General features: G+C 73.6%; 21 protein-coding genes. 11 read left to right on the top strand and 10 right to left on the bottom strand.

What is annotated here, in order from left to right; genetic code table 11:
• Positions 1–124 precede the first annotated feature (124 nt).
• Together HF519_RS09895 and HF519_RS09890 are read left to right on the top strand one after the other, a co-directional pair.
• Entirely contained in the window at positions 125–565 is a 441-nt protein-coding gene (locus HF519_RS09895; RefSeq protein ID WP_312860024.1) for a hypothetical protein, read from the top strand.
• 118 nt (positions 566–683) lie between these two features.
• Positions 684–2,765 carry a PhoX family protein gene (locus HF519_RS09890; RefSeq protein WP_312860023.1) on the top strand — a complete coding sequence of 694 codons (2,082 nt, stop codon included), beginning with the start codon at positions 684–686 and terminating at the stop codon, positions 2,763–2,765.
• 31 nt (positions 2,766–2,796) lie between these two features.
• Here HF519_RS09890 and HF519_RS09885 read toward each other — a convergent pair whose 3' ends face one another.
• The gene (locus HF519_RS09885; protein WP_169412388.1) at positions 2,797–3,519 is read right to left on the bottom strand and encodes a VldE C-terminal domain-containing protein; all 723 of its coding nucleotides are present in this window, start codon (positions 3,517–3,519) and stop codon (positions 2,797–2,799) included.
• Between the two features lie 335 nt (positions 3,520–3,854).
• Entirely contained in the window at positions 3,855–4,922 is a 1,068-nt protein-coding gene (locus HF519_RS09880; protein WP_169412386.1) for a DUF3616 domain-containing protein, read from the bottom strand.
• 14 nt (positions 4,923–4,936) lie between these two features.
• Here HF519_RS09880 and HF519_RS09875 point away from each other — a divergent pair, with 14 nt between their 5' ends.
• Positions 4,937–5,752 (top strand): shikimate 5-dehydrogenase, encoded by an 816-nt coding sequence (locus HF519_RS09875; RefSeq protein WP_169412384.1) that lies wholly within the window; start codon positions 4,937–4,939, stop codon positions 5,750–5,752.
• Here HF519_RS09875 and HF519_RS09870 read toward each other — a convergent pair.
• The 4 genes from HF519_RS09870 to HF519_RS09855 form a co-directional block, all read right to left on the bottom strand.
• On the bottom strand, positions 5,749–6,555 hold the full coding sequence (locus tag HF519_RS09870; protein WP_169412382.1) for a VldE C-terminal domain-containing protein: 807 nt from the start codon (positions 6,553–6,555) through the stop codon (positions 5,749–5,751). The two genes, HF519_RS09875 and HF519_RS09870, sit on opposite strands and share 4 nt — an antisense overlap.
• 467 nt (positions 6,556–7,022) lie before the next feature.
• Complete coding sequence (locus tag HF519_RS09865) at positions 7,023–8,861, bottom strand: FAD-dependent oxidoreductase (RefSeq protein WP_312860022.1); 1,839 nt, start codon at positions 8,859–8,861, stop codon at positions 7,023–7,025.
• Positions 8,858–9,769, bottom strand: a complete 912-nt coding sequence (locus tag HF519_RS09860) for a dioxygenase family protein (protein WP_169412380.1) — start codon at positions 9,767–9,769, stop codon at positions 8,858–8,860. The genes HF519_RS09865 and HF519_RS09860 overlap by 4 nt, the downstream gene beginning before the upstream one ends.
• Entirely contained in the window at positions 9,766–10,866 is a 1,101-nt protein-coding gene (locus HF519_RS09855; protein WP_169412378.1) for a maleylacetate reductase, read from the bottom strand. The genes HF519_RS09860 and HF519_RS09855 overlap by 4 nt, the downstream gene beginning before the upstream one ends.
• A gap of 102 nt (positions 10,867–10,968) precedes the next feature.
• On the opposite strand from HF519_RS09855, the gene HF519_RS09850 reads away from it, so the two are divergent.
• Positions 10,969–11,913: a LysR family transcriptional regulator gene (locus HF519_RS09850; protein WP_169412376.1), complete on the top strand. Its 945-nt coding sequence runs from the start codon at positions 10,969–10,971 to the stop codon at positions 11,911–11,913.
• A gap of 134 nt (positions 11,914–12,047) precedes the next feature.
• On the opposite strand, the gene HF519_RS32290 is transcribed toward HF519_RS09850, so the two are convergent.
• The 3 genes from HF519_RS32290 to HF519_RS09840 form a co-directional block, all read right to left on the bottom strand.
• Positions 12,048–12,173 (bottom strand): hypothetical protein, encoded by a 126-nt coding sequence (locus HF519_RS32290; protein ID WP_281358477.1) that lies wholly within the window; start codon positions 12,171–12,173, stop codon positions 12,048–12,050.
• Between the two features lie 146 nt (positions 12,174–12,319).
• On the bottom strand, positions 12,320–14,041 hold the full coding sequence (locus tag HF519_RS09845) for an alkaline phosphatase family protein (protein ID WP_246242961.1): 1,722 nt from the start codon (positions 14,039–14,041) through the stop codon (positions 12,320–12,322).
• Positions 14,042–14,082: 41 nt separating this feature from the next.
• Positions 14,083–14,835: a CDP-alcohol phosphatidyltransferase family protein gene (locus tag HF519_RS09840; protein WP_169412374.1), complete on the bottom strand. Its 753-nt coding sequence runs from the start codon at positions 14,833–14,835 to the stop codon at positions 14,083–14,085.
• A gap of 69 nt (positions 14,836–14,904) precedes the next feature.
• Here HF519_RS09840 and HF519_RS09835 point away from each other — a divergent pair, with 69 nt between their 5' ends.
• From HF519_RS09835 to HF519_RS09805, 7 genes are all read left to right on the top strand, one after another.
• Positions 14,905–15,885, top strand: coding sequence for a zinc-dependent alcohol dehydrogenase (locus tag HF519_RS09835; RefSeq protein ID WP_169412372.1), 981 nt, complete (start codon positions 14,905–14,907; stop codon positions 15,883–15,885).
• A 20-nt stretch (positions 15,886–15,905) separates the two neighbouring features.
• Positions 15,906–16,304 carry a 6-pyruvoyl trahydropterin synthase family protein gene (locus HF519_RS09830; RefSeq protein ID WP_169412370.1) on the top strand — a complete coding sequence of 133 codons (399 nt, stop codon included), beginning with the start codon at positions 15,906–15,908 and terminating at the stop codon, positions 16,302–16,304.
• A 23-nt stretch (positions 16,305–16,327) separates the two neighbouring features.
• A complete protein-coding gene (locus HF519_RS09825; protein WP_211169806.1) occupies positions 16,328–17,413 on the top strand; it encodes a glycosyltransferase family 4 protein in 1,086 nt (361 codons plus the stop codon).
• A gap of 41 nt (positions 17,414–17,454) precedes the next feature.
• Positions 17,455–18,312, top strand: a complete 858-nt coding sequence (locus HF519_RS09820; protein ID WP_312860021.1) for a class I SAM-dependent methyltransferase — start codon at positions 17,455–17,457, stop codon at positions 18,310–18,312.
• A gap of 38 nt (positions 18,313–18,350) precedes the next feature.
• On the top strand, positions 18,351–19,280 hold the full coding sequence (locus HF519_RS09815; RefSeq protein ID WP_211169804.1) for a lysylphosphatidylglycerol synthase transmembrane domain-containing protein: 930 nt from the start codon (positions 18,351–18,353) through the stop codon (positions 19,278–19,280).
• Positions 19,281–19,349: 69 nt separating this feature from the next.
• Positions 19,350–19,967, top strand: a complete 618-nt coding sequence (locus HF519_RS09810) for a histidine phosphatase family protein (RefSeq protein WP_169412368.1) — start codon at positions 19,350–19,352, stop codon at positions 19,965–19,967.
• Positions 19,968–20,088: 121 nt separating this feature from the next.
• Positions 20,089–21,420: a dihydrofolate reductase family protein gene (locus tag HF519_RS09805; RefSeq protein ID WP_169412366.1), complete on the top strand. Its 1,332-nt coding sequence runs from the start codon at positions 20,089–20,091 to the stop codon at positions 21,418–21,420.
• Here HF519_RS09805 and HF519_RS09800 read toward each other — a convergent pair.
• Entirely contained in the window at positions 21,374–22,156 is a 783-nt protein-coding gene (locus HF519_RS09800; RefSeq protein WP_211169803.1) for an FkbM family methyltransferase, read from the bottom strand. The genes HF519_RS09805 and HF519_RS09800 overlap by 47 nt on opposite strands.
• Positions 22,157–22,240 lie beyond the last annotated feature (84 nt).

Raw genomic sequence — 22,240 nt, 5'->3', positions numbered from 1 at the left:
CCCCGGAAACGGCAAACGGTCACGACCCGGCCATGTGATCAGCCAGGCCGTCCTCGGGCCCGGCCGGCGGTGCCGGATCGGGCCCGGGTTTGGCCGTTGATCGCCGCCGGGTATCGCGTCGCCCGTGAGCGACAAGGATGCACGGTCGGTGGACGAGGCCCACGCGCGCCCGGACGGCGCCTCCGATGACCTGGTCTCGGCCGTCGGGAAGTTCTCCGAGGCGCTGGAACGGCTCGAGCGGGCGCGCGGCGCGCTGTTCGAGTTCCACCAGCTGATAGGTGGGGCCGACGCCATGCTCGACGACGTCGTCGAGCAGTTGCGCAAGGCCGGCCGGAACCATTGGGCGGACCGGATCCAGACCGAGCTGATCGGGCGCAACGTCCTGCCCGGCCGGTGGACGTTCCAGATCGTCGAGGAGTTCGAGGACGGCTACTACGACGTGTTCAAGGGCCTGGAGCGGGAGGTGCGGGACGACACCATGGCCGGGCGCCGGCACGTCTTCGAGGCCGAGATGAAGGAGCGTCGCCGGACCCCCGGACAGCCGCGGCACGAGGCCACGCCCTGACACCGTCCCCCACGGGGTATTTGATCGGTTCACCCGGTGGTCATCTGGGAGCCATCGGCGCCTCGGGTCGACTACCTACGGTTCGTCCGGTTCCCGACATCCCACCTGGAGGACGACCGTGGCGCAGCCCTGCCCGGACGACGAACGACGGCCCGTCGCACTGCCCCTGCTCCCCCGGCACCCCTCCGGGCGCCAGGGCCTGACCTGCCTGTACCGCTGCGGGAACGCGTGCTCGCAGGAAGCGCCCAACACGTCGGACAACGAGTACTTCGGCGCGGTGCTGTCCCGCGCAGCGAGCCGCCGCGGGGTGCTGCGGGCCGGGGCCGTGCTCGCGGTCGCGACCGGTGCGACCGGCGCGCTGACGGGCACCGCGGCGGCGGCGACCGGCGCGCCCGCTGCCCCGGACGTCCGTCCGCCTCGCGGGCTGGACTACCCGGCCGTCGCGCCGAACACCGCCGACACCGTCACGCTGCCCCCGGGCTACGACCAGAACATCGTGATCCGCTGGGGCGATCCCGTCGTGCCGGGGGCGCCGGCGTTCGACTTCGACGGCCAGACGCCCGAGGCGCAGGCCGGCCAGTTCGGCTACAACAACGACTTCTGCGGCCTCGTCGCCCTCCCCGGTGGCGGCGGCCGCTTCGTGATGTTCAGCAACCACGAGTACACGATCGAGCCGCTGATGTTCCGCGGCTACGACCCGGCGAACCCCGCCGACGCGCAGATCCGGATCGGGATGGCCGCGCACGGGCTGTCGGTCGTGGTGGTCGAACGGGACCGCCGGACCGGCCGGATGACGGCGGTCCTCGACGAGCGCTACAACCGCCGCTACACCGCGTCGTCGGAGTTCGTGCTCGACGGCCCGGCCGCGGGCTCCGCGCTGCTGAAGACCTCCGCCGACCCCACGGGGACGAAGGTCCTCGGCACGCTGAACAACTGCTCGGGCGGGGTGACGCCCTGGGGCACGTTCCTGAGCGGCGAGGAGAACATCAACCAGTACTTCGCCAACGCCGACCCGGCGGACGCCCGGCTGAAGCGCTACGGCTTCGCCGCGGGTGCCTCGGAGCGCAAGTGGGAGCGCCTGGAACCGCGCTTCGACCTGGCGAAGGAGCCGAACGAGGCCAACCGCTTCGGCTGGGTCGTCGAGGTCGACCCGCTGGACCCGGAGGCTCCGCCGGTCAAGCACACCGCGCTGGGCCGGTTCAAGCACGAGGGCGCCACGATCGGGCTGACCCGGGACGGGCGCGCGGTGGCCTACATGGGCGACGACGAGCGCTTCGACTACGTCTACAAGTACGTCTCCGACGAGCCGATGATGCACGGGGAGAGCCGGCGCGCCCGCGAGCACAACCGCACGTTGCTCACCGAGGGCACGCTCTACGTCGCGCGGTTCACCGGGGACAGTCCGGCCGCGGAGATCGACGGCACCCGGAAGCTTCCGGCCGACGGCGCGTTCGACGGCTCCGGCGAGTGGATCAAGCTCGCGCGGGGGGCCACGTCGTTCGTCGACGGGATGAGCGCCGAGGAGGTGTACGTCTTCACCCGGCAGGCCGCCGACACGGTGGGCGCCACGAAGATGGACCGGCCCGAGGACGTCGAGCCCCACCCGCGGACCGGCAGTGTCTACCTGGCGCTGACCAACAACTCCGACCGCGGCAAGGCGGGCCAGGCCGGGGCGGACGAGGCCAACCCCCGCAACGGCAACAAGCACGGCCACGTCATCGAACTGGTCGAGCAGGGCCGGGACGCGGCGGCGACGACGTTCGGCTGGTCGATCCTGCTGGTCTGCGGGGACGCGGCCGATCCGAGCACGTACTTCGGTGGCTACGACAAGAGCCAGGTCAGCCCGATCACCTCACCGGACAACCTGGCCTTCGACACCTACGGCAACCTGTGGATCTCCACCGACTCCGCTGGGGCGCTGAAGATCAACGACGGTCTCTACGGGGTCTCGTTGGAGGGTCCGACCCGTGGCCGGACCACGCTGTTCGCCGGCGTCCCGAAGGGGGCGGAGTGCTGCGGCCCGGTGGTCACCGACGACTTCGTGCTGATCTCGGTCCAGCACCCCGGTGACCTGGACGGCGCCTCGCCGGAGGCCCCGGCGTCGGCGTGGCCGGACGGCCCGGGCAGCCAGCCGCGGCCGTCGGTGGTCGGCATCCGGCGGGTGGGCCCGGGCGGCCGGCCGAGCCGGATCGGGCAGTAGCCGTGGTGCCCGCCCTCGTGCGCGGATGGTCTCAGCCGCAGAGCTCGACGCTGGGGGTACCGGCCGGCGGGCTCTTGGCGAACGAGATGTGCACGTGGTCGACGTGGTTCTCGGTGTCGCCGCCGCGATCCTCCATCCGCTGCCAGCCGTCGCCGTAGTTGATCCTCTGTTCCCAGATCACGTAGGTGATGCCGAGGGCCTTCTGGTTGCGCAGCGCGCACTCGGCGATCCGGTCGCCCTGCTCGCCGCGGACCATGAAATCCAGGGCGTGGCCGGACGGATGGTCGGACACCCGGCCCCGGCCGGCCACGCCGATCAGATCCGGCTGCCCGTAGAGGCAGCCCAGGAACTGTGCGGCGGCGGAGACCCAGGGCTTGACCCGGCCGAGACCGTCGAGATCGATGTCGCAGCGGGCGGCGGCCTCGCGGGCCGCGCGCTCCTCCTCGGCCCTGCGCACCACGTCGGCGAGACCGACGGCCTTGAGCAGCGCGGCCGCGTCGACCTGGTCCGGCTCGGGCTCGGCGAGGTGGGCGACGGGCTCGATGCCGGCGATCACCCGGAGATCGTCCGCGGGGGTGCTCGCGTAGCCGGCGGGCACGGCGGCCACGCCGTCGCCGCCGGCCGAGGTGGTACGGCTCTTGTCGGAGGCGAGCGCCACCACGGCCGCGGTGTCGGTTTCCGAGCCGGCGGTCGCGAGCGTGGCGACCGGCCCGATCAAGGTGAGCGAACCGCCGGCGACCGCCGCGGCGGCCATGCCGTTGCGGAACGCCGACTGCGCCGATGGCGTGAGCGGCGGCGTACCGCGTCTCGTGGCCGGCCGGCTGGGGGGCACCGGGGCCGTGCTGAGCGGGGTGCGCCGGCCGCCGGGGGAGCGGTGCCGGGTCACGACCTGCCTTCCGGATCGTCGGGCCCGGGCGGACATCGGCGGGGTCGCCGGTGGATCGGGGGAATCCGTGTCCGTCGGGGAGCCGAGCCCTCGTGATCCGGGGCGAATGTAGCGGATCGGTCACGAACCGGACGGGCAGCGTCACTCCTGGTGAGTCGACCGTCACGCTCCGCGCGACGAGCGGCAGGGCGACGAACAGGGGATCAGGAGCGCAGGGCCACGACGTCGGCCAGGATCATGTGCGGCGTGGGGCGGCGGGCAGGTGACGGGCTGTCGTGGACCACCAGCAGCCGCGGCGGTTCGCCCGGGAGCAGCGCGATCCCCTCCGGATGGTCCACCCCGTCGCCGTGCGGCAGCTCGGCCTCCAGCGTGAGCTCGTCGCCGCGGACCACCCGGTGGGCCTCGGTGTGCGCCGCGCCGTGCCACCGGTGGACCCGCACGGGTCCGCTCAGGGACATCGTGGGCCCGGCCAGCACCAGCAGGTCGTCACCGTGCGGGCACAGGTCGCGCACACCCAGACCCTTCAGATCCAGGACGTGCTTGCGGTAGCGGGTGCCGTCGGGGAACGCCCCCAGCCGCAGCCGCCCCGGGTCGTCCGGATCCCCGACCGGGCGCACCTCCAGCACCACGGCCCAGCCGCGAAGCACCGGGCCGCGCAGCCCGACGTACAGCGAGTCGCCGTGCACCGCCAGCCCCTCGACGTCGAGGCCGTTGTCCTTCGACGGGATCGTCAGGAACGGTCCCAGATGCTCGTCGCCGGTGAGCACGTCGGTGAGGTTCTCGGCTCCGGCCGCGCCGACCAGCGCGCTGACCCGGCCGTCGCGGCTGACGCGGACCGGCACGGGGCGGCCGTCGGGTCCGGGCTCGACGGCCAACCGGACGATGACGAAGCGGTTCGGGTCCCGCCGCACGGTGCCCAGCCGACGCAGCGCCTTGGTCTCGGAGTTCCCCGGCTTGATCCGCTTGCGCACCACGCTGTGCGAGCCGACGAGCCACAGGTCGCCGCCGGAGCGGGCGATGCCCTCGATGTCGGCCTCGTCGTCAGGACCTCCGGGCAGCTCGACGAGATCGGCGAGGCGGATGCTGCGCTGGGCCTCGGCCCGGGTCGGGGCGGTCGGGGAGTCGAGGACCAGTTGCTCCACGGTGGCCGTCTCGTCGCCGGCGAGCCAGATGACGTCCCCCTCGAGGCGGACGGCGGAGAGGTTGACGTGGTTGCCCGAGCTCACCACGTCCCCGTGGAAGTGCAGCTCTACCTGCCCGAGGACGGTCATGGCACCGTTCTACTGTGCCGTCGATATCCAAGGACACCCAGCTGTGCATGTCGCTCGCCGCCCGGCCGAGCAACATCGGGACGCGGTTCCACAACCACCTCTACGCGGAGCTGGGCCTGGACTTCGTCTACAAGGCGTTCACGACGACCGACCTCGCCGCCGCCATCGGCGGGATCCGCGCACTGGGCATCCGCGGCTGCGGGGTCTCGATGCCCTACAAGGAGGACTGCATCCCGCTCGTCGACGAGCTGGACCCGTCGGCGAGCGTGATCGGGTCGGTGAACACGATCGTCAACGACGGCGGCCACCTGCGCGCCTACAACACCGACTATCTGGCGATCGTCGCGTTGCTGGCCGCGCACGACGTCCCGGCCGACGCCGATTTCGCGGTGCTGGGCAGCGGCGGGATGGCCAAGGCGGTGGTCGCTGCGCTGCGCGACAGCGGATTCGGTAACGGCGTCGTCGTCGCGCGCAACGAGCGCACCGGGCGGGCGCTGGCCGAGCAGTACGGCTACCCCTGGCAGGCCGAGCTGGGTGCCGCCCGGCCGCGGCTGCTGGTGAACGCGACGCCGGTCGGGATGGCGGGCGGGCCGGCAGCCGACGACCTGCCGGTCGCACCCGAGGTGGTGGACGCGGCGGAGATCGTGTTCGAGGTCGTCGCGGTGCCCGAGGACACCCCGCTGGTGCGGCGTGCCCGCGAGCGCGGCCGGCGGGTCATCACCGGTACCGAGGTCATCGCGCTGCAGGCGCTGGAGCAGTTCGTGCTCTACACCGGGGTGCGGCCGACCGACGAGCAGGTGCGCCGGGCCTCGGAGTACTCGCGCTCCTAGCAGCCCGTCGGCCGCCCGCCCGGCGCGCTCTTCTCGAACGAGACGTGCACGTGGTCGAAGTGGTTGGCGGTGTCGCTACCGCGGTCCTCCATGGGTTGCCAGCCGCTGCCGAAGTTGATCCGTTGCTTCCAGATCACGTAGGTGATGCCCAGCGCGTCCTTGTTGCGCACCGCGCATTCGGCGAGGCGGTCACCGGTGGCGCCGCGCATCATGAAGTCGAGCGCGAGACCGGACGGGTGGTCCGACGCGTTGCCGCGGCTCGCCTGGCCGATCATCGTCGGCTTGCCGAACAGGCAGCCCAGGAACTCCGCCGCCTGCTCGACCCACGGCTTGACGTCGCCGAGGCTCGCGGTGCTCAGTCCGCAGCCCAGCGCGCCGGTCGCCGCCGTGGTGGTGGCCGAGACCGCCCGTACCTCGGCGGCCTTCTTCGCCTCGGCTGCCTTCCGCTCGGCCTCGGCCTTCGCCTCGGCTGCCTTCCGTTCCGCTTCCGCGGCCTGGTCCTCGGCCAGTTGCACGGCCTTGACCAGGGCCGAGGCGTCGAGGATCTCGGTCTCCGGGGCGACCGGAGCCAGGGTGCGCTGCTCGACCAGCGCCGGGGCCGCCGCTGTCGCGTCGGAGCTCGCGGTGCCGGTGGTGAGCAGCAGCGCCGCCGGCTGCGCGCCGGGGCCGGGATCGGCCTGTGGGGTCCCGGTGACGGCGCCGGGCCCGGGGGCGGCGGCACCGACCAGGGACAGCGCCCCGCCGGCGACGGCGACGACGGCCACGCCGCGCCGGACGGGCGTGGGCACGCCGGGGCGTGCCACGCGGGGAGCGGGGACCGGCCGCGGCGTCCGGGGGGCCGCCGGTGTCGGAGCCGACACCGGCAGGTCCTCGGTCACGCGGCGGCTTCGGGGGGAGCGATGCCGAGCCACGATCTACCTTCCGGATCGACGGCCCGGCAGGACGTCCGGTCGGGGTCCGGCGGATCGGGGGAATCCGTGTCCGTTTCGTGACCGTGCCGTCATTGATCCGTAAGGCAACCTAAGCGAGACACGATCGGATGACAGGAGTCGTCACGTTCCGTGAGACGACCGTGTGGCACGGCGCGATGAGTGGCTCCGGGGAATTCCGGATGAACCGCGGCGCACCGGTCGCGGTTCGGCGAGGACCGACCGCGCGGCGGTGAGCGGTGTACCGGCCCGGCCGGCGCCCTCGAACGTGCGCCGAGAGTCGTCCGGAGAGCTCCCAGCGCACGCTCGAGCCGATCAGCGCCGAACGCCGAGCCGGGACGTCACGGCGCGGGGAGGGCGAGTACGGCGGCCAGCACCCGGTGCAACTCGACGGCCGGATCGCCGGCGAGCCCCGCGCAGCGCCAGGCGACGTGCGCGTCAGGACGGACCAGCACGCAGCCGTCCTCGCCGACCTCGCGGGCCCGGGCCCAGTCGTCGTACAGGTCGATGTGCTCGCGGCCCGGCCCGATGACGTGCGCGGCGATCTCGATGCCGAGCTTGTGCCCGACGGTGACCGCGGCGTCCGCCCAGGCCTCCCCGGCGATGCCGGTGAGCAGGCAGAACCGGCCCTTGCCGGCCAGGTCGTGGGTGGAGACCCGGTGCCCGTCGCGACCCAGCCACACGTGCGGCAGGCGGGCGCCCGGCCACGTCGTGGGGTGGTAGTAGAGCTCGGGGTCGCGGGTGTACGCCGGCTCTGGCGTGCCGTCGCCGACGACGGCTTTCGAGACGTCCGCGGGGTAGCGCTGCCCCAGTTCGACGCCGTGGGTGTTGAACTCGTAGTTCTTCAGCTCCAGGGCGACGCGCAGCTTCGCGCGCTGTTCCGCGGCCGCCGGCGTGTTGTCCGCACGGGCGGCGATCCGCCTGCGCATCTCGTCCGGTTCCGCGGCGTCGGTGAGCCCCAGCGCCTCGAAGATCGGTCCGAACTCCTCGATGCTCTTGTTGGCCCGCAGCACGATCTGCCGGCCCACCGGCGCGCGCTCGGCGTCGTAGGAGTCGAGCAGCCCCTCGCCGGCCGCACCCCGCAGCACGTAGGCCAGCTTCCAGGCCAGGTTGTACGCGTCCTGGATGGACGTGTTCGAGCCCAGCCCGTTCGACGGCGGGTGCCGGTGCACCGCGTCGCCCATGCAGAACACCCGGCCCGCGCGGTAGCGCGTCGCGTACATCTTGTTGTTGCCCCACAGCGACGTCGACCGGATCGTCACCGGGATCGTGTCGTCACCGACGAGTTCGTGGACGATCCGGGTGGCGATCTCGTCGTCCATCTCCGGCGGCGGCTGGTCGATGTCGTAGCCCCAGATGACCAGCCACTCGTTCCACGGCCGGACCATCCGAACCACGCCCATGCCGATCCCGCCGATGTCCGCGCCGGGCTGCAGCACCCAGTACAGGACGCTCGGCCGGTGTTCCACGTACTTCGACAGATCCGCGTGGAAGACGATGTTCATGCTGCCGGCGAGGTCCATCTCGCCCTCGAACGGCAGCCCGACATCGGCCGCGACGGCGCTGCGGCCGCCGTCGGCGCCGATCACGTACCTGGCCCGGATGCGGAACTCGGCCCCGGTGACCCGGTCGCGCACCTGCACGGTGACGCCGTCCGCGTCCTGGGCGAGGCCGATGTACTCGGTGTCGAAGCGGATCCGGCTGCCGCGCGACGCGGCGTGCCCCACGATGATCGGTTCGAGCAGCGTCTGCGGAATGTCGCAGTTCGGCGACGGGCTGGCCTGCACGTAGTCGGCCTCGCGCGCGGGGTGGGTGCCCCAGGTGCGCACCCGGCCGATCTCGTCGCCGGCGAGGCTGGTGCAGAACACCGTCTCGCCCATGAGGTCGTGCGGGGTGCCCTGCGCGAGCACGTCGGCCTCGATGCCGAGGTCGCGGAAGATCTCGATCGTGCGCTGGTTGGTGATGTGCGCGCGCGGGGTGTTGGCGGTCCAGCGGTACTTGGTGATCACCATGTGCTGCACGCCGAGGGTGGCCAGCGCCAGCGCGGCGGCGCCGCCGGCCGGGCCACTGCCGATGACCAGGACGTCGGTCTCGAGGTCGCCCTCGGCCGTGGCGCCCAGCTCGGCGGTCGGGGCGTTCTCGAGGTCCGCACCCGAGGCGGCGTCGGCGCTGCTGGTCACGCGGAGACCCCCCGGTGGCCCTGCGCCGGGGCGAGCACGATGTCGAAATCGACGCGGCTCCACGGCTCGTCGCGCTGCGAGCCGTCGGGCGCCCGTCCCGGGGGTTCGGGGACGAACTCGTGGACCAGGCTGTCCTTGACACCGAAGACGGCGTCACGGTCGAGGTGCTCGTCGCCGGCCACGAAGATGTGGGTGATCAGCGTCCGGTGGCCGGGCGCGTCGACCTTGAAGTGCAGGTGCGCGGGCCGCATCGTTCCGCGGCCCGCCGCGGCGAGCATCTCGCCCACCGGGCCGTCGTCCGGGATCCCGTAGCACGAGGGCAGCACCGACCAGAACCGGTACTCGCCGGAGTCGCCGGCGCGCAGCCGGCCGCGGCCCGCCGTGCGGGCGCCGGGGTACTGCACGTCGTAGAGGCCGTCCTCGTCGGCTTCCCAGACCTCGATCCGGGCGCCCGGGAGCGGCCTCCCGTCGGTCGAGCGCACCGTCCCGGTGACGTAGCAGGGCGTGCCCTTCGCGCCGCCGGCGATGTCGCCGTCCAACGCCACCTCGGGCGCCCCCTCGACGAAGAACGGGCCGAACACGGTGGACTCGGTGGCGCCCGCCGAGGCCGGGGCGTTGATGCCGACGGTGAGCATGGACAGTCCGAGGACGTCGGAGAGCAGGATGAACTCCTGCCGACGGTCGTCGGTGATGTGCCCGACGCGGGTGAGGAACTCGATGCCGCGCTCCCACTCGTCGTGGGTGAGCCGGACGTCGCGGGCGAAGGCGTGCAGGTGCCGGACCAGGCTCTGCATGATCTCGCGGTAGCGGTCGGAGCCGGCACCGGCGAAGCTCGCGACCGCCTCGTCGGTGACCGCCTGTTCGCGGGCGGCCTGCTCCTTGGCCTGCTGGTCGGGATCGAGGGTCACGATGCTGCCTCCTGGGTCGTCTCGCACGGGCCGTCCAGCGGTGCGCCGGTCCACGCCGCCTGCAGCAGTGCCCGCAGCGACGCGGCGTCGACCGGAGTCGGGTTGTCGGCCGGGACGATGCCGTGGATCAGGGCGGCGGCATCGTCGAGTCGATCGTCGCGCAGGCCCAGCTCGCGCAGGCTCCGGGGAACGGGGAGCCGTGAGGCCAGCGCGTGCAGCGCCCCCGCCGGGTCGTCGGCCGCCCCCAGCGCGCGGCCGATCCGGCGGGCGGCGTCCGGGGCGCCGGGAGCGTTGAATGCGAGGACGTGCGGGAGCATTACGGCGTGCGTCTGCGCGTGTGGCAGGTCGTAGGCGCCGCCGAGGACATGGCAGATCTTGTGGTGCAGGCCGGTGCCCGCGACGGCGAGTGCCGCGCCGGCCAGGTAGCTGCCGTAGAGCAGTTCGGCGCGGCCGTCCAGGTCGCCACCGTCGGCGACCACTCCGGGCAGCCCGCTCGCCAGCGCCCGGATGCCCTCCTCCGCGATCAGGGCGCTGATCGGGTTGCGCCGGGGCGCCCAGAACGCCTCGACGCAGTGCGCCATCGCGTTGAGCCCGCTGGCCGCCGACAGGTCGGCCGGCAGCGAGACGGTGAGCTCCGGGTCGTAGACCACGGACCGGGGGAGGACCACGGGGTCGGTCCCGGTCGTCTTGCGGTCGTTCTCGGTGAGCCCCCAGATCGGCGTGACCTCCGAGCCCGAGTACGTGGTGGGCACCGCGATCACCGGGAGCCCGGTGGACAGCGCGATCGCCTTCGCGGTGCCGGTGGTCGACCCGCCGCCGACGCTCAGCACCGCGTCCGCGGCCACCGACCCGGCGAGCCCGCGGGCCTGCTCGGCGACGGCCAGCGGGACGTGCTGGCGGATCCCGCTGAACGTGCCGGCGACGCGGTCCGCGAACGGTGCGACGAGCTCGCGCACCAGGGCGGCGTCGCGCTCACCGGCCACGAGCAGGACCCGGGAGGCGCCCAGCCGCTCGACCTCCGCGGCCAGCCGGGTGCGGGCCGCACCGGCACCGAACACCACCCGGCCGGGTAGTGCCTGGTACTCGAACTCCCGCACCGGGCCTCCAACGGCGTCCTCGACGACGGCTGGTGCTCACCCTCACCCACCCGTCAGTCATATGTCCAATACCGATCTCGACGCACAGCCATAGGTTGAGCTATGGACCTGCGCCAGTTGCGGTACTTCCTGGCCGTCGCCGAGGAGCGTTCGGTCACCCGGGCGGCGGCCCGGCTGCACCTGACCCAGCCGCCGCTGAGCGCGCAGCTCGCCCGCCTGGAGCACGAGCTCGGGGTGCCGCTGCTGATCCGGCACCGGCGCGGGGTCGACCTCACCGAGGCGGGCCGGCACCTGCTCGCCCACGCCCGGCGGTTGCTCGCCGACGTCGACGCCGCGGCCGACTCGGTGCGACGCCTCGGCGAGGGCCGCAGCGGGCGGATGGCGCTGGCGTTCGTCTCCGCGACGGCGTGGTCGGTGCTTCCCCCGCTGCTGCGCCGCTACCACGACGAGCGGCCCGACGTCGTACTCGACTTCCTGGAGGACGGCCCGGACGGGGTGCTCGAGCACGTCCGGGCGCGGCGCGCCGACCTGGGGTTGCTGCACCTGCCGCCGCCCGGTGCCGGCGCCCGGCCCGAGCCCGATCTCGACGTCGCGGTGGTCCAGCGCGAGCCCCTCGTCGCGGTGTTGCCGCGCGCACTCGCGTCCCGGTTCGCCGAGCGGGTGGACCTGGCCGAGCTGGCCGGGGAGGTCTTCCTGAGCCCGGCCCGTGCGGGATGGGGAGGACTGGCGTCGCACCTGCTCAACGCGTGCCGGTCGGCCGGTGTCGAGCCGGTACTGCGTGAGGTCGCGCTGGCGCACACCGTGGTGTCGCTGGTCGCGGCGGGACTCGGGGTGTCGGTGCTGCCCGCGTCGGCCCGGCTGGTGTGCGGGCCGCAGGTCGTGGCGCTGCCGCTGAGCCGGCCCGTGCCCGTCGTCGAGACCGCGCTGCTGCGCCGGCGCGCCGATGCGCCCTCACCGCTGGTCGCCCACTTTCTGCGGCTGGCCCTGGCCACCCCGGAGCCGGACGTCCTGGGGCCCGCCGTGGCACGTCCCCGATCGGGCGCCTGACCAGCCGGCCGTGGAGATTCAGGCCCGGGGCGTCATCGTCCACGCGCCGTCGGCGGTGATCTCCACGAGACCGGCGTCGGTGCCGTTCACGTCGAACAGCACCGTGCCCTGGTAGCCGCCGATCTCGTTCACGATCAGATCCGGGCCGAGAAGCTGTCCGCCATCAGCGACACGGAGAAGTTGCTCTCGCCCTGGTGTGTCAGCGTCACCGTGTCGGGCGCCGGGCGGAACAGGATGACGTCGTCACCGGTCCCGCTCACCGGGCCGGTCCCGTTGTACGGCCTCGCCAGATCCAGGCCGCCGATCGTCACCGTCCACGGGCCGTCGGCGCTGACCTGCAGCCGCGGCAGCCGTGATGCGCAGATGGACCATCGCGGGTTCGTCCGTCCCGGCCGAGTGGCTCGGCCTACGGTCCGAATGCGCTCAGGAACCGGTTGCGGAAGGTGTCCATCCGCCAGGCCGGGGCCTGCGGACCGGGCTTCAAGCCGTCCTGCCAGCCCCACTCGGCGATCCGGTCCAGGACGGCCCGGTCGCGGGCGATGATCGTGATCGGTACGTCGTGGCCGGCGTGGTCGCCGGTGATCAACGGGGCGGGCTGGTGGTCGCCGAGGAAGATGAGCACGAGATCGTCGTCGCCGTGGGTCTCGACGTAGGAGATGAGGCTGTTCAGCGAGTACTCGATCGACCGCCGGTACTCCGCGCGGATGAGGGTGGGGCCCTTCGTCCAGATGGCGTCCGGTGGATCGTCCCGCCGGGCCATGGCGTCGAAGACCGAGCCGTCACCGACGCCGCCCCAGTCGACGAGCCGGGGGATGAGCGCCCACGGCGCGTGGCTCGAGACGAGGGCGATCTCCGCCATCACCGGGCTGCGGTCCGGCTGTCCGCGCTCGAAGCGTTCGAAGGCCGACAGGGTGTACTGGTCGGGCATGGTGGCCCAGCCCAGATCCGGTCCGCGATACCCGAGGTTCCGGAAGTCGTAGACCCGGTCGTGACCGTAGAACGCTGCCTCCGGCCAGTCCCCGGTGGTGCCCGGCATGACGGCAACGGTCCGCCAGCTCGCGCGCCGGAAGGCGCCGGTGAGGGTCAGGCGGTCGCTCGAGACGAGGGTGCGGTAGCGCTGCTGGTTGTCGATCCACAGGCCGGAGAGGAACGTGGCGTGGGCCAGCCAGCTGGAGCCGCCCGCCGTCGGCGAGGTGAGGAAGGCGCTGCGGGAGGCGAATCCGGCCGCATCCAGCCGTCGGCTCCCGGCGTCGAGGACCGCGCCGACCTGGGGCGCGAACGCCGGATCCTCGACCGCGTCGCGCCCGTAGCTCTCGACGAAGGCGAGGACGACGTCCTTGCCTCGTAGGGCGGTCAGCAGTTCCTCGCCCGGCCTGTCCCGGAAGGCGTCGACAGCGGCCTCCGCGGCGAACGCCTGGTGGTCCAGCAGACCCGCACGTACCTGGACCGCGCGGTCGTGGACGAGGGTCGCTGCGCTGTCGGCGGCGACCGGCACGCCCGGGACGAGCTGCGCGCCGAGCAGGGTGCAGATGACCCAAGCGGCTCCGAGCACCGTGACGACGCGGGTCGCAGCGGTCCTGCGGCGGACCACCAGCCGGGTCAGCCGAACGACCGACAGCGTCATGAGGATGAGCACCGCGGTGGCGAGAACCGCGACCGCGACCACGGAGCCGGTCGCGCCGACCCGGCCGATCGAGCCGGTGAGGAAGTCCATGGCGGCGTCGGACAGGGCCCAGTCGGTCACCGGGTCGAACGGCCGGGCGAGCACGGCGAAGAAGCCCATGTCGATGATCTTCAGGATGGTCAGCAGGCCGAGGGCGACCCCGGCGAGCACCGTCGCCACCCGCCGCGCCCTCGTCGGCAGGACCAGGAGGAGGGCGACGCCGAGGAGCCCCTCCACCGGGATGCGCACGAACGCGCCGGGCGTCAGGCCACCGATCTCGTTCGGAGCGACGAGGCCGAAGAGCACGAGCAGACCGGCCAGGACGGTCGTCGCTCGCGCCGCGGCACGGCGGCCCGCTCCGCGTTCCTCCTCGACCGCCACGTGGTCCTCACGGCGGCTGTCGGCGTCCACCGCGGTGGCCCGTCGCTGACGCGGCGGCGGACGGGAGCGACTGGAGAACGACAACCCGAACTCCTTCCGTTCGAGGCCCGACGCTGGCTGGACTGCTACGGAGACGGACGGACGGTTCGAGGTGCCCGTGCCGGTCGGCAAGGGTGAGCGTGGCACCACAGCCACGCCACGTCACGACCGAAGGACCAGGACAGCAGCGCCAGCGCCGTTCCCACCAGCGCGACCGTGATCGGGCGTGGCAGGACCTCGGATGCGGCCACCACGAGGACGATCCCCTGCAGCGCGGCCACGGCCTTGGCGGAGTACCTCGTCGGCAGTGCCGACCGCATCCACGACGCCGCCCAGCTCGCCGCGACGAAGGCGTAGCGCATGGCGCCGATGGTCAGCACCCACGGGCCCACCGCCGGGGCGACGTGGACGCTCAGCACGAGGACGAGGAACGCGTCGACCTCCATGTCGAAGCGGGCGCCCAGCGCGGACGCCGTCCCGCTGCGCCGGGCTACCCGGCCGTCGACCGCGTCGAGGGCCAGCGCCACCGCGGCGATGACGACGAGGGGTGCCACGGCGGTGTCGCCGTTCCAGAGCCCGTCCAGGACGAGTGCGGTGACGCACCCGACGAGCACCGCCCTCATCAGCGTGACGAGGCCGGCCGGCCCGAGCGTGGTGACCCGGGCCCGCCGGACGGCTGTGGTCAGGAGGGTCCAGAGGCCCAGGGCGTACGCGATACCGGCCAGCCAGCCCACCGGGCCGAGACCGGCGCCGGCCGACAGCGCGGCGAGCAGGGCGACCTGGACACCGGCCCCGGCGGCCTGCTGCTGCTGGGCCCGCATCCCGACTACGGTGGTCATCGAGCCTCTATACCCGTTTTCAGCACGGATCCGACGCCGCGGGCGTTCACCGCGAGTGGGAGGGATGACGTGGATCGCGTCGCGCGCGCCTTCTGGCTCCGCGCTCCGGGTGAGGGCGAGATCCGTCCGGTATCGGTACCCCGGCCCGGCCCCGACGAGGTGGAGGTCCGCACGCTCTGCTCGGGGGTGAGTCGCGGCACCGAGACCCTCGTGTTCCGCGGGGGTGTGCCGGAGAGTCAGTTCACGGCGATGCGGGCGCCCTTCCAGGACGGCGAGTTCCCCGGCCCGGTCAAGTACGGCTATCTCAACACCGGCGTGGTCGAGCACGGGCCACCGGAGCTGCTCGGCCGTGCCGTGTTCTGCCTCTACCCCCATCAGACCCGCTACGTCGTCCCGGCCGCCGCGGTGACACCGCTCCCCGACGGTGTGCCTCCTGAGCGCGCGGTGCTCGCCGGGACCGTGGAGACCGCGGTGAACGCGTTGTGGGATGCGGCCCCGCGGGTCGGCGACCGGATCGCCGTCGTCGGAGCCGGGATGGTCGGCTGCAGCGTCGCGGCGGTGCTCGCCCGCTTCCCCGGGGTCAGGGTCGAACTGGTCGACGTCGATCCCGCCCGCGCAGCCGTCGCCGAGGCGCTCGGCGTCCGGTTCGCCGCACCCGAGGAGGCCGCGGGGGAGTGCGATCTGGTGGTGCACGCCAGCGCGACGGAGGCGGGTCTCGCGCGATCCCTCGAACTGCTCGCCGACGAGGGCGAGGTCATCGAGCTGAGCTGGTACGGCGACCGCCCGGTGCGCGTGCCGCTCGGCGAGTCCTTCCACTCCCGCCGCCTGGCGGTGCGCAGCAGCCAGGTGGGCGCGGTCGCACCGGCCCGGCGCACGCGTCGCAGCTTCGGCGACCGGTTGGCGCTGGCCCTGCGCCTGCTCGCCGACCCGGTGTTCGACGCGCTGATCACCGACGAGATCCGCTTCGAGGACCTGCCCGGCCTCATGCCCCGTCTCACCGACGGTGAACTTTCCGCCTTGTGCGTCCGAGTCGTCTACGAGCAGGGATAGGTGTCGACGGGAGGCCGGTCTTGTTCAGCATCACCGTTCGCGATCACGTCATGATCGCCCACAGTTTCCGGGGAGAGGTCTTCGGCCCGGCGCAGCGGCTGCACGGTGCGACGTACCTGGTGGACGCGACGTTCCGCCGTGCCGATCTCGACGCCGACGGCATCGTCGTCGACATCGGCCTGGCCACCCAGGAACTCGGCGCCGTGCTGGCCGACCTCAACTACCGCAACCTCGACGACGAGCCCGCCTTCGCCGGCGTCAACACGTCCACCGAGTTCCTCGCCAAGGCCATCGCCGATCGGCTCGCCGAGAAGGTGCACGCGGGCGCGCTGGGCGAAGGGGCCCGCGACCTGGCCGGGATCGCCGTCACGCTGCACGAGTCGCATGTCGCCTGGGCGAGCTACGAGCGCACGCTGTGAGGCCCGCCACCCGCCCGGCAGGCCTGCGCTCGGTGCACGTCGTCGTGCCGGATGACATCGACGACGCCACCGTGCCGAGCGGCGGCAACGCATACGACCGCCGCGTCTGCCGCGGCTTGCCGGCCACCGGCTGGTCGGTGCACGAGCTCGCCGTCGCCGGTGCATGGCCCCGACCCGACACCACCGCCCGAGCGGCGCTGGCCCGCGCCCTCGCCACCGTGCCCGACGGCGCCGTCGTGCTCGTCGACGGGCTCGTGGCCTGTGGAGTTCCGGACGTGGTCGTCCCGGCGGCGCGCCGGCTGAGGCTCGTCGTCCTGGTGCACCTGCCCCTGGGCGACGAGGTGGGGGCGGGGCCCGCGCCCGCGGCGGAACTGGCCGCCCTCGAGCGGGAGACCCTGCACGCCGCGAGCGCGGTCGTCGCCACCAGCCCGTGGGCGGCGCGCCGGCTGGTGGCGCAGCACGGGCTCGGCACCGACCGGGTACACGTGGCCGCGCCGGGCACCGATCCCGCGCCGCTCGCCCCCGGCACCGACGGCGCGAGCCGGCTGCTGTGCGTCGGGTCGGTCACCCCGACCAAGGGTCAGGACCTGCTCGTCGAGGCCCTCGCCACCGTGAACGACACGGCCGGCCGGCGCCTGCGTTGCGATCTCGTCGGGCCGCTGCACCGCGATCGCGCGCACGCGGACGCGGTCGGGTGCGCGATCGAGCGCCACGGGCTGAGCGAACGAGTACGGCTGACCGGCCCGCAGGCGGGTACACAGCTCGCCAGGGCCTACGCCACGACCGACCTCCTGGTGCTGCCGTCCCGTGTCGAGTCCTACGGGATGGTGGTGACCGAAGCGCTGGCTCGTGGGATCCCTGTCCTCGCGGCGGCCGTGGGCGGGGTGCCGGAGACCCTCGGCCACGGCCACGACGCCTCCGTGCCCGGGATCCTGGTGCCCCCGGACGACGTCCCGGCACTCGCCGCAGCCCTGCGCCGCTGGTTCGGCGAGCCGGCGCTGCGGGACGGACTGCGCCGGGCCGCGCGGGCGCGGCGCAGCAGGCTGCACGGGTGGGAGGTGACGTCACGATGCCTGGCCGGCGTGCTGGAGCGGCTGCCCGGCGCATAGCGGCAACGGAGCGCCCAGCACCATGGAGCGCCAGACTGAGCGTGCCCGGATCGCCGGTGTGCGCGCCGGACTGGCTGGAGTTGCGGGAGAGCGCCGACGCCGCGGCCCGGGCGCCTGAGCTGGTCGAGAGGGGCCGCGCCCACCTGGAGGCCGGCACACCGGCGGTGATCAGGGACGTCGGCTGCGGCACCGGCTCGATGGGACGCTGGCTCGCCGGACGGCTGCCCGGCCCGCAGCACTGGATCCTGCAGGACCGCGATCCCGGGTTGCTCGCCCGCGCGGCCACCGGCATGCCGAGCGTGGCCGCCGACGGCGCTCCGGTCACCGCGCAGACGCTGGAGGGGGACCTCGCCGATCTGCGCGCGGCCGAACTCGCCGGGACGTCGCTGGTGACCGCATCCGCCGTGCTGGACCTGCTCACCCGCGAGGAGGTGGACGGGCTCGCCGCCGCGTGCGTCGAGGCCGGATGCGCTGCGCTGCTGACGCTGACGGTCATCGGACGCGTCGAGATCACTCCTGCCGATCCGCTCGATGTCGAGTTCGCGGCCGCGTTCGACGCCCATCAACGGCGGTGCACGGGCGGCCGGCGGCTGCTCGGGCCGGATGCGGGTCCCGCCGCCGTCGACGCGTTCACCGAGCGGGGAGCGACGGTGCAGAGCCGGCCCAGCCCGTGGCGTCTCAACACCGGCGGGACCGACGGTGCCGGCCGAGCCGGCGGGGCCGAGCTGGCGGAGGAGTGGCTGCGGGGCTGGATCGACGCCGCGTGCGCGCAGCAGCCGGACCTCGTGCGGCATGCGGGCGCCTACCTGCGCCGCAGATCCGACGCCTGCGCGGCCGGTGAGCTGCGGGTGGTCGTCGGCCACGTCGACGTGCTCGCGCTGCCGGCGGCCGCGTCGTGATGCGCAGGCTGCGGCCCTCTCCGGGGCCCTTGCTGCGGGTGCTCGTCGGCGTCGGCATCCTGGCCGCGCTCGTGGCGCGCCTCGGCACCGGCGCCTTCGTCGACGGGCTGCGGGCGATCGGCGCCGGGTCGGTGCTCGCCGCGCTCGGTATCGGCCTGCTGACCACGGTGTTCAACGCGTGGCGATGGTGCCTCGTGGCGCGCGGTCTCGGTCTGCGGTTGCCGTTGGCGGTGGCGGTGGCGGACTGCTACCGGGCGCTGTTCCTCAACTCGGTGCTGCCGGCGGGCGTGCTCGGCGATGTGCACCGTGCGGTGTGCCACGGCCGGCAGGCCGGCGACGCCGGACGGGGCGTCCGCGCGGTGGTGCTCGAACGGATCGCCGGTCAGGTGGTTGTGGTCGTCGTCGGGGTGGGCGTGCTGCTCGCCCAGCCGGCCCTGTTCACGGCCGCCGCCCGGGACCTGGCCCCCGGCCGCGGGGTCACCGTCGGGATGCTCGCCGTCCTCGCCGCCGTCATCGCGTTCGGTGCCTGGACGGTGCTCGGGGCGCGCGCGTCGAGAATCCGCAACGCGCTGCGGACGGGCCTCGCGGACGCCCGCACCGGCGTGCTGGCCCGCGGAACCTGGCCGGGGGTGGTGCTGCTGTCCGTGGCCGCGCTGGCCGCGTACCTCGCGCTCTTCGTCGTCGCCGCGCGGACCGCGGGGGCCCAGGCCACGCTCGGCGAGCTGCTCCCGCTGCTCATGCTGTCCCTGCTCGCGATGGCACTGCCGTTCAACATCGGTGGCTGGGGGCCCCGGGAGGCCGTCGCCACGGTCGCGTTCGGGACGGTGGGGTTCGGCGCGACGCAAGGGCTCACCGCCTCCGTGGTGTACGGGGTGCTCAGCCTGATCGCCTGCCTCCCCGGCGTCGGGGTGCTGCTGCTGCGGCGCCCCGAACAGCAGGTCCGTGCGTCCGCCCGGGAGGTGCCGTGACCCCTCCGGAACCCACGGCGGGCACTCATGCCGGCCGATGTCCCGCCGCCGGCGACTAGCGTGGCGGGGGTGCTGATCCTCGTCCGGCACGGGCAGACGGACGCCAACGCCCGCGGACTGCTGCTCGGCCGGGCCGACCCGCCGCTGAACGAGACCGGTCTTCGCCAGGCGCGTGCCCTGGCCGCGGCACTTCCGCGGGCGACCCGCATCGTGTCCAGCCCGCTGACGCGCGCGCGCCACACCGCCGCTGTGCTCGCCGGCGCCGCCCGGGGCGCCACGGAAGCCGCGGACGTGGAGGTGGACCCGCGGTGGATCGAGATGGACTACGGCGACCTGGACGGCAGGCCTGCGACGACACTGGACGAGGGGTCGTGGCACAGGTGGCGCCACGACCCGGACTTCGTGCCGGCCGGCGGTGAATCTCTCGCGGCGGTCTGTTCGCGGGTGCGCGAGGCCTGCCTCGAACTGGCCGACGACGCCGCGCGCGGCGACGTGGTGGTGGTCAGCCACGTCTCCCCCATCAAGGCCGCGGTCACCTGGGCGTTGGGGGTCGGCGACGAGGTGGGCTGGCGGATGTTCCTGGGCGACGCCGCGGTGTGCCGGATCGACACCAGCGGCCCGGCGCCGCTGCTGCTCGCCTTCAACGACGCGCGCCCCGTCGACGGGAGCGATCGGCCGGACCGCTGACCCGGGACCGGGATCGTGCGGCATCCGAGCATGCCGTCGATCCCGTCTCCCCTTGCCCACGGTCGCTAGCCCTGGGTTTACTCGGGAGCGAGTCCACCTGGAGCTCGGAGAGGGGGCTCGGGTGAACGACGTGCGCGAGCTGGTCCGTGTGGTGTTGCCGACGCAGTTCGGTGAGTTCGAGGTGACGGCATTCGAAGCCCGCACCGGGCTGGTGCATCTCGCGCTGGCCAAGGGCGAACTGGTGGGCGGGGGCGCGCTGACCAGGTTGCACCCGCAGTGCCCGACCGGTGACGCGCCCGGTTCGTTGTGCTGCGAGTGCGCTGCCCAGCTCCGCCTCGCGCTGCGCCGGATCGCGGCCGACGGACTGGGCCTGCTGCTCTACGCCACCGGGCAGGAGGGGCGCGGCGTGGAGCTGGTCGACGAGCTGCGCGCCTCCCTCGAGCAGGACGACGGCGCCGACACCGTCGAGGCCGGCCCACGGCTCGGGCGGCCGGGCGACGGCCACTGCTACGACGCGGCCGCCGCGGTCCTGCACGCACTCGGCATCGGCTCGGTGCGGTTGCTGACGAACAACCCGGACGAGGAGCGCGGCCTCCGCGCGGCAGGGATCACGGTGGAGGGGACGGAACCGCTGGGGACGGCGGCGCACAGCCGCGACGGCGGCATTCCCCGCACCCAGGAGCGACGGCTCGGCCACCTCGACACGGCCGGGGAGGAACTGGAAGCGGCGCCGTCCCCGCAACCGGACGCGATCCGGCTGCTCGGCGACGTCGACCCACCGGCCGATCGTCCCTACGTCGTCCTGAAGTACGCCCAGACCCTCGACGGCCGGATAGCCACCGCCGACGGTGACTCGAAATGGATCAGTGGTGAGGAGGAGCGCGCTGTGTCGCACGCGCTGCGGGCGGCCTGCGACGCGGTGATGGTCGGCGTGGGAACGGTGCTCCGCGACGATCCCCGGCTGACCGTCCGTCTCGTCCCCGGAGCGTCACCGCTGCGGGTCGTCCTCGACTCCACGCTGCGGACCCCGTCGAGCGCCCTGCTGCTCGACGGGAACCCCGTGACCGTCGTGCTCACCACCGACCGCGCCGCCGAGGACGATCGGAAGCGGATGCGCGAGACGGGCGCGGGAGTCCGGGTGCTGCCGACCGGACCGGGCGGCGTGGACCTCGTGGCCGGGCTGCGGGTGCTGCGCGAGTGCGGGGTGAGGAGCCTGCTGGTCGAGGGGGGCGCTCGGGTGATCACGTCACTGCTGAGTGCAGGACTGGTCGACCGCATCGTCGTCGGCACCGCAGCGAAGATCATCGGCGCCGGGAAGGAGGCGGTGGGCGATCTCGGGGTCGCACGGGTGGCGGAGGGAATATCGCTGCGCAACCGGTATGTGCACCTCACCGCGGACGACATCGTCACCGCCTGGGACGTCTGCGGGCCCCGTCGGATTCGCTCGGGATGAGCGCCGGCTCCGCCGGGCGCAGGCCGGCCTGGTGGTCCGGCGTCGCTTCGCGGTCCGGTCGGGTGAGGCGGGCGTAGACGTCGCCGGAGCGGCCCAGCGGGCGGAACCGCTCGAGCAGCCGGACCAGGTCGGCCGCGTCCAGCCAGCGGTCGCTGGCGAGCCGCATCGTCTCGATGGGCGAGTAGTTGTAGCGATAGCCACCCGCCGCCGCGCCGAGCCGTTCCACGAGACCCAGCGCGGTGAGGGCGGCGTCGTGCGCCGGCGGCAGGTACTCGAAGGACAGCGCCCGCAGGGGTCGGGTGAGCCCTGCCAGCACCTCGATCTCGAAGCCCTCGACGTCGATCTTGCAGAAGTCCGGCAGGCCGTGGACGGCGATGAGGTGGTCGAGGGTCGTCACCTCCACCTCGACGGAGCGGTCCCACCGCACGCGGGCGAAGCTGCGGTCCGCCGTGACCGACTCGATCCAGTCGGGCGACATCGACGAGACCGTCGGCGTCGCGGTGGACAGGCCCAGACGCGCCCGCCCGGCCTGGGCCCCAGCGGCACGCGGCACGATGGTGACGCCCTGGTCACGACCGAAGAACAGACGCAGGATGCGCAGGCAGTCGGGCTGAGGCTCGACCGCGATCACCCGCGCCCCCAGCTGCCGCCAGGCGCGCACCCGGCTCCCGACGTGGGCGCCGATGTCGAAGCCGAGATCCCCCGGCCCGAGGAATTCGCGGTAGAACCGCAACATCCGTCGGTGCTTTCCCGGTACGCCGTGGTACATGACCAGGGACCGTCCGATCCCCCAGGCCCGGCCGAGCATGCATGACCCTAT

Origin of the sequence: Pseudonocardia bannensis, from assembly GCF_012911875.1 — a bacterium.
In the GTDB taxonomy this organism is placed as follows: domain Bacteria; phylum Actinomycetota; class Actinomycetes; order Mycobacteriales; family Pseudonocardiaceae; genus Pseudonocardia; species Pseudonocardia bannensis.
Note: the sequence above shows the minus strand (reverse complement) of the source record. Positions and strands in the feature narration are given on the sequence as shown.

Coding starts and splice junctions, on each gene's coding strand:
- HF519_RS09840 (WP_169412374.1), bottom strand. CDS start 14,835: ATGACCACCGTAGTCGGGATGCGGGCCCAGCAGCAGCAGGCCGCCGGG.
- HF519_RS09880 (WP_169412386.1), bottom strand. CDS start 4,922: ATGACCGTCCTCGGGCAGGTAGAGCTGCACTTCCACGGGGACGTGGTG.
- HF519_RS09850 (WP_169412376.1), top strand. CDS start 10,969: ATGGACCTGCGCCAGTTGCGGTACTTCCTGGCCGTCGCCGAGGAGCGT.
- HF519_RS09800 (WP_211169803.1), bottom strand. CDS start 22,156: ATGTTGCGGTTCTACCGCGAATTCCTCGGGCCGGGGGATCTCGGCTTC.
- HF519_RS09885 (WP_169412388.1), bottom strand. CDS start 3,519: ATGGCCGCCGCGGCGGTCGCCGGCGGTTCGCTCACCTTGATCGGGCCG.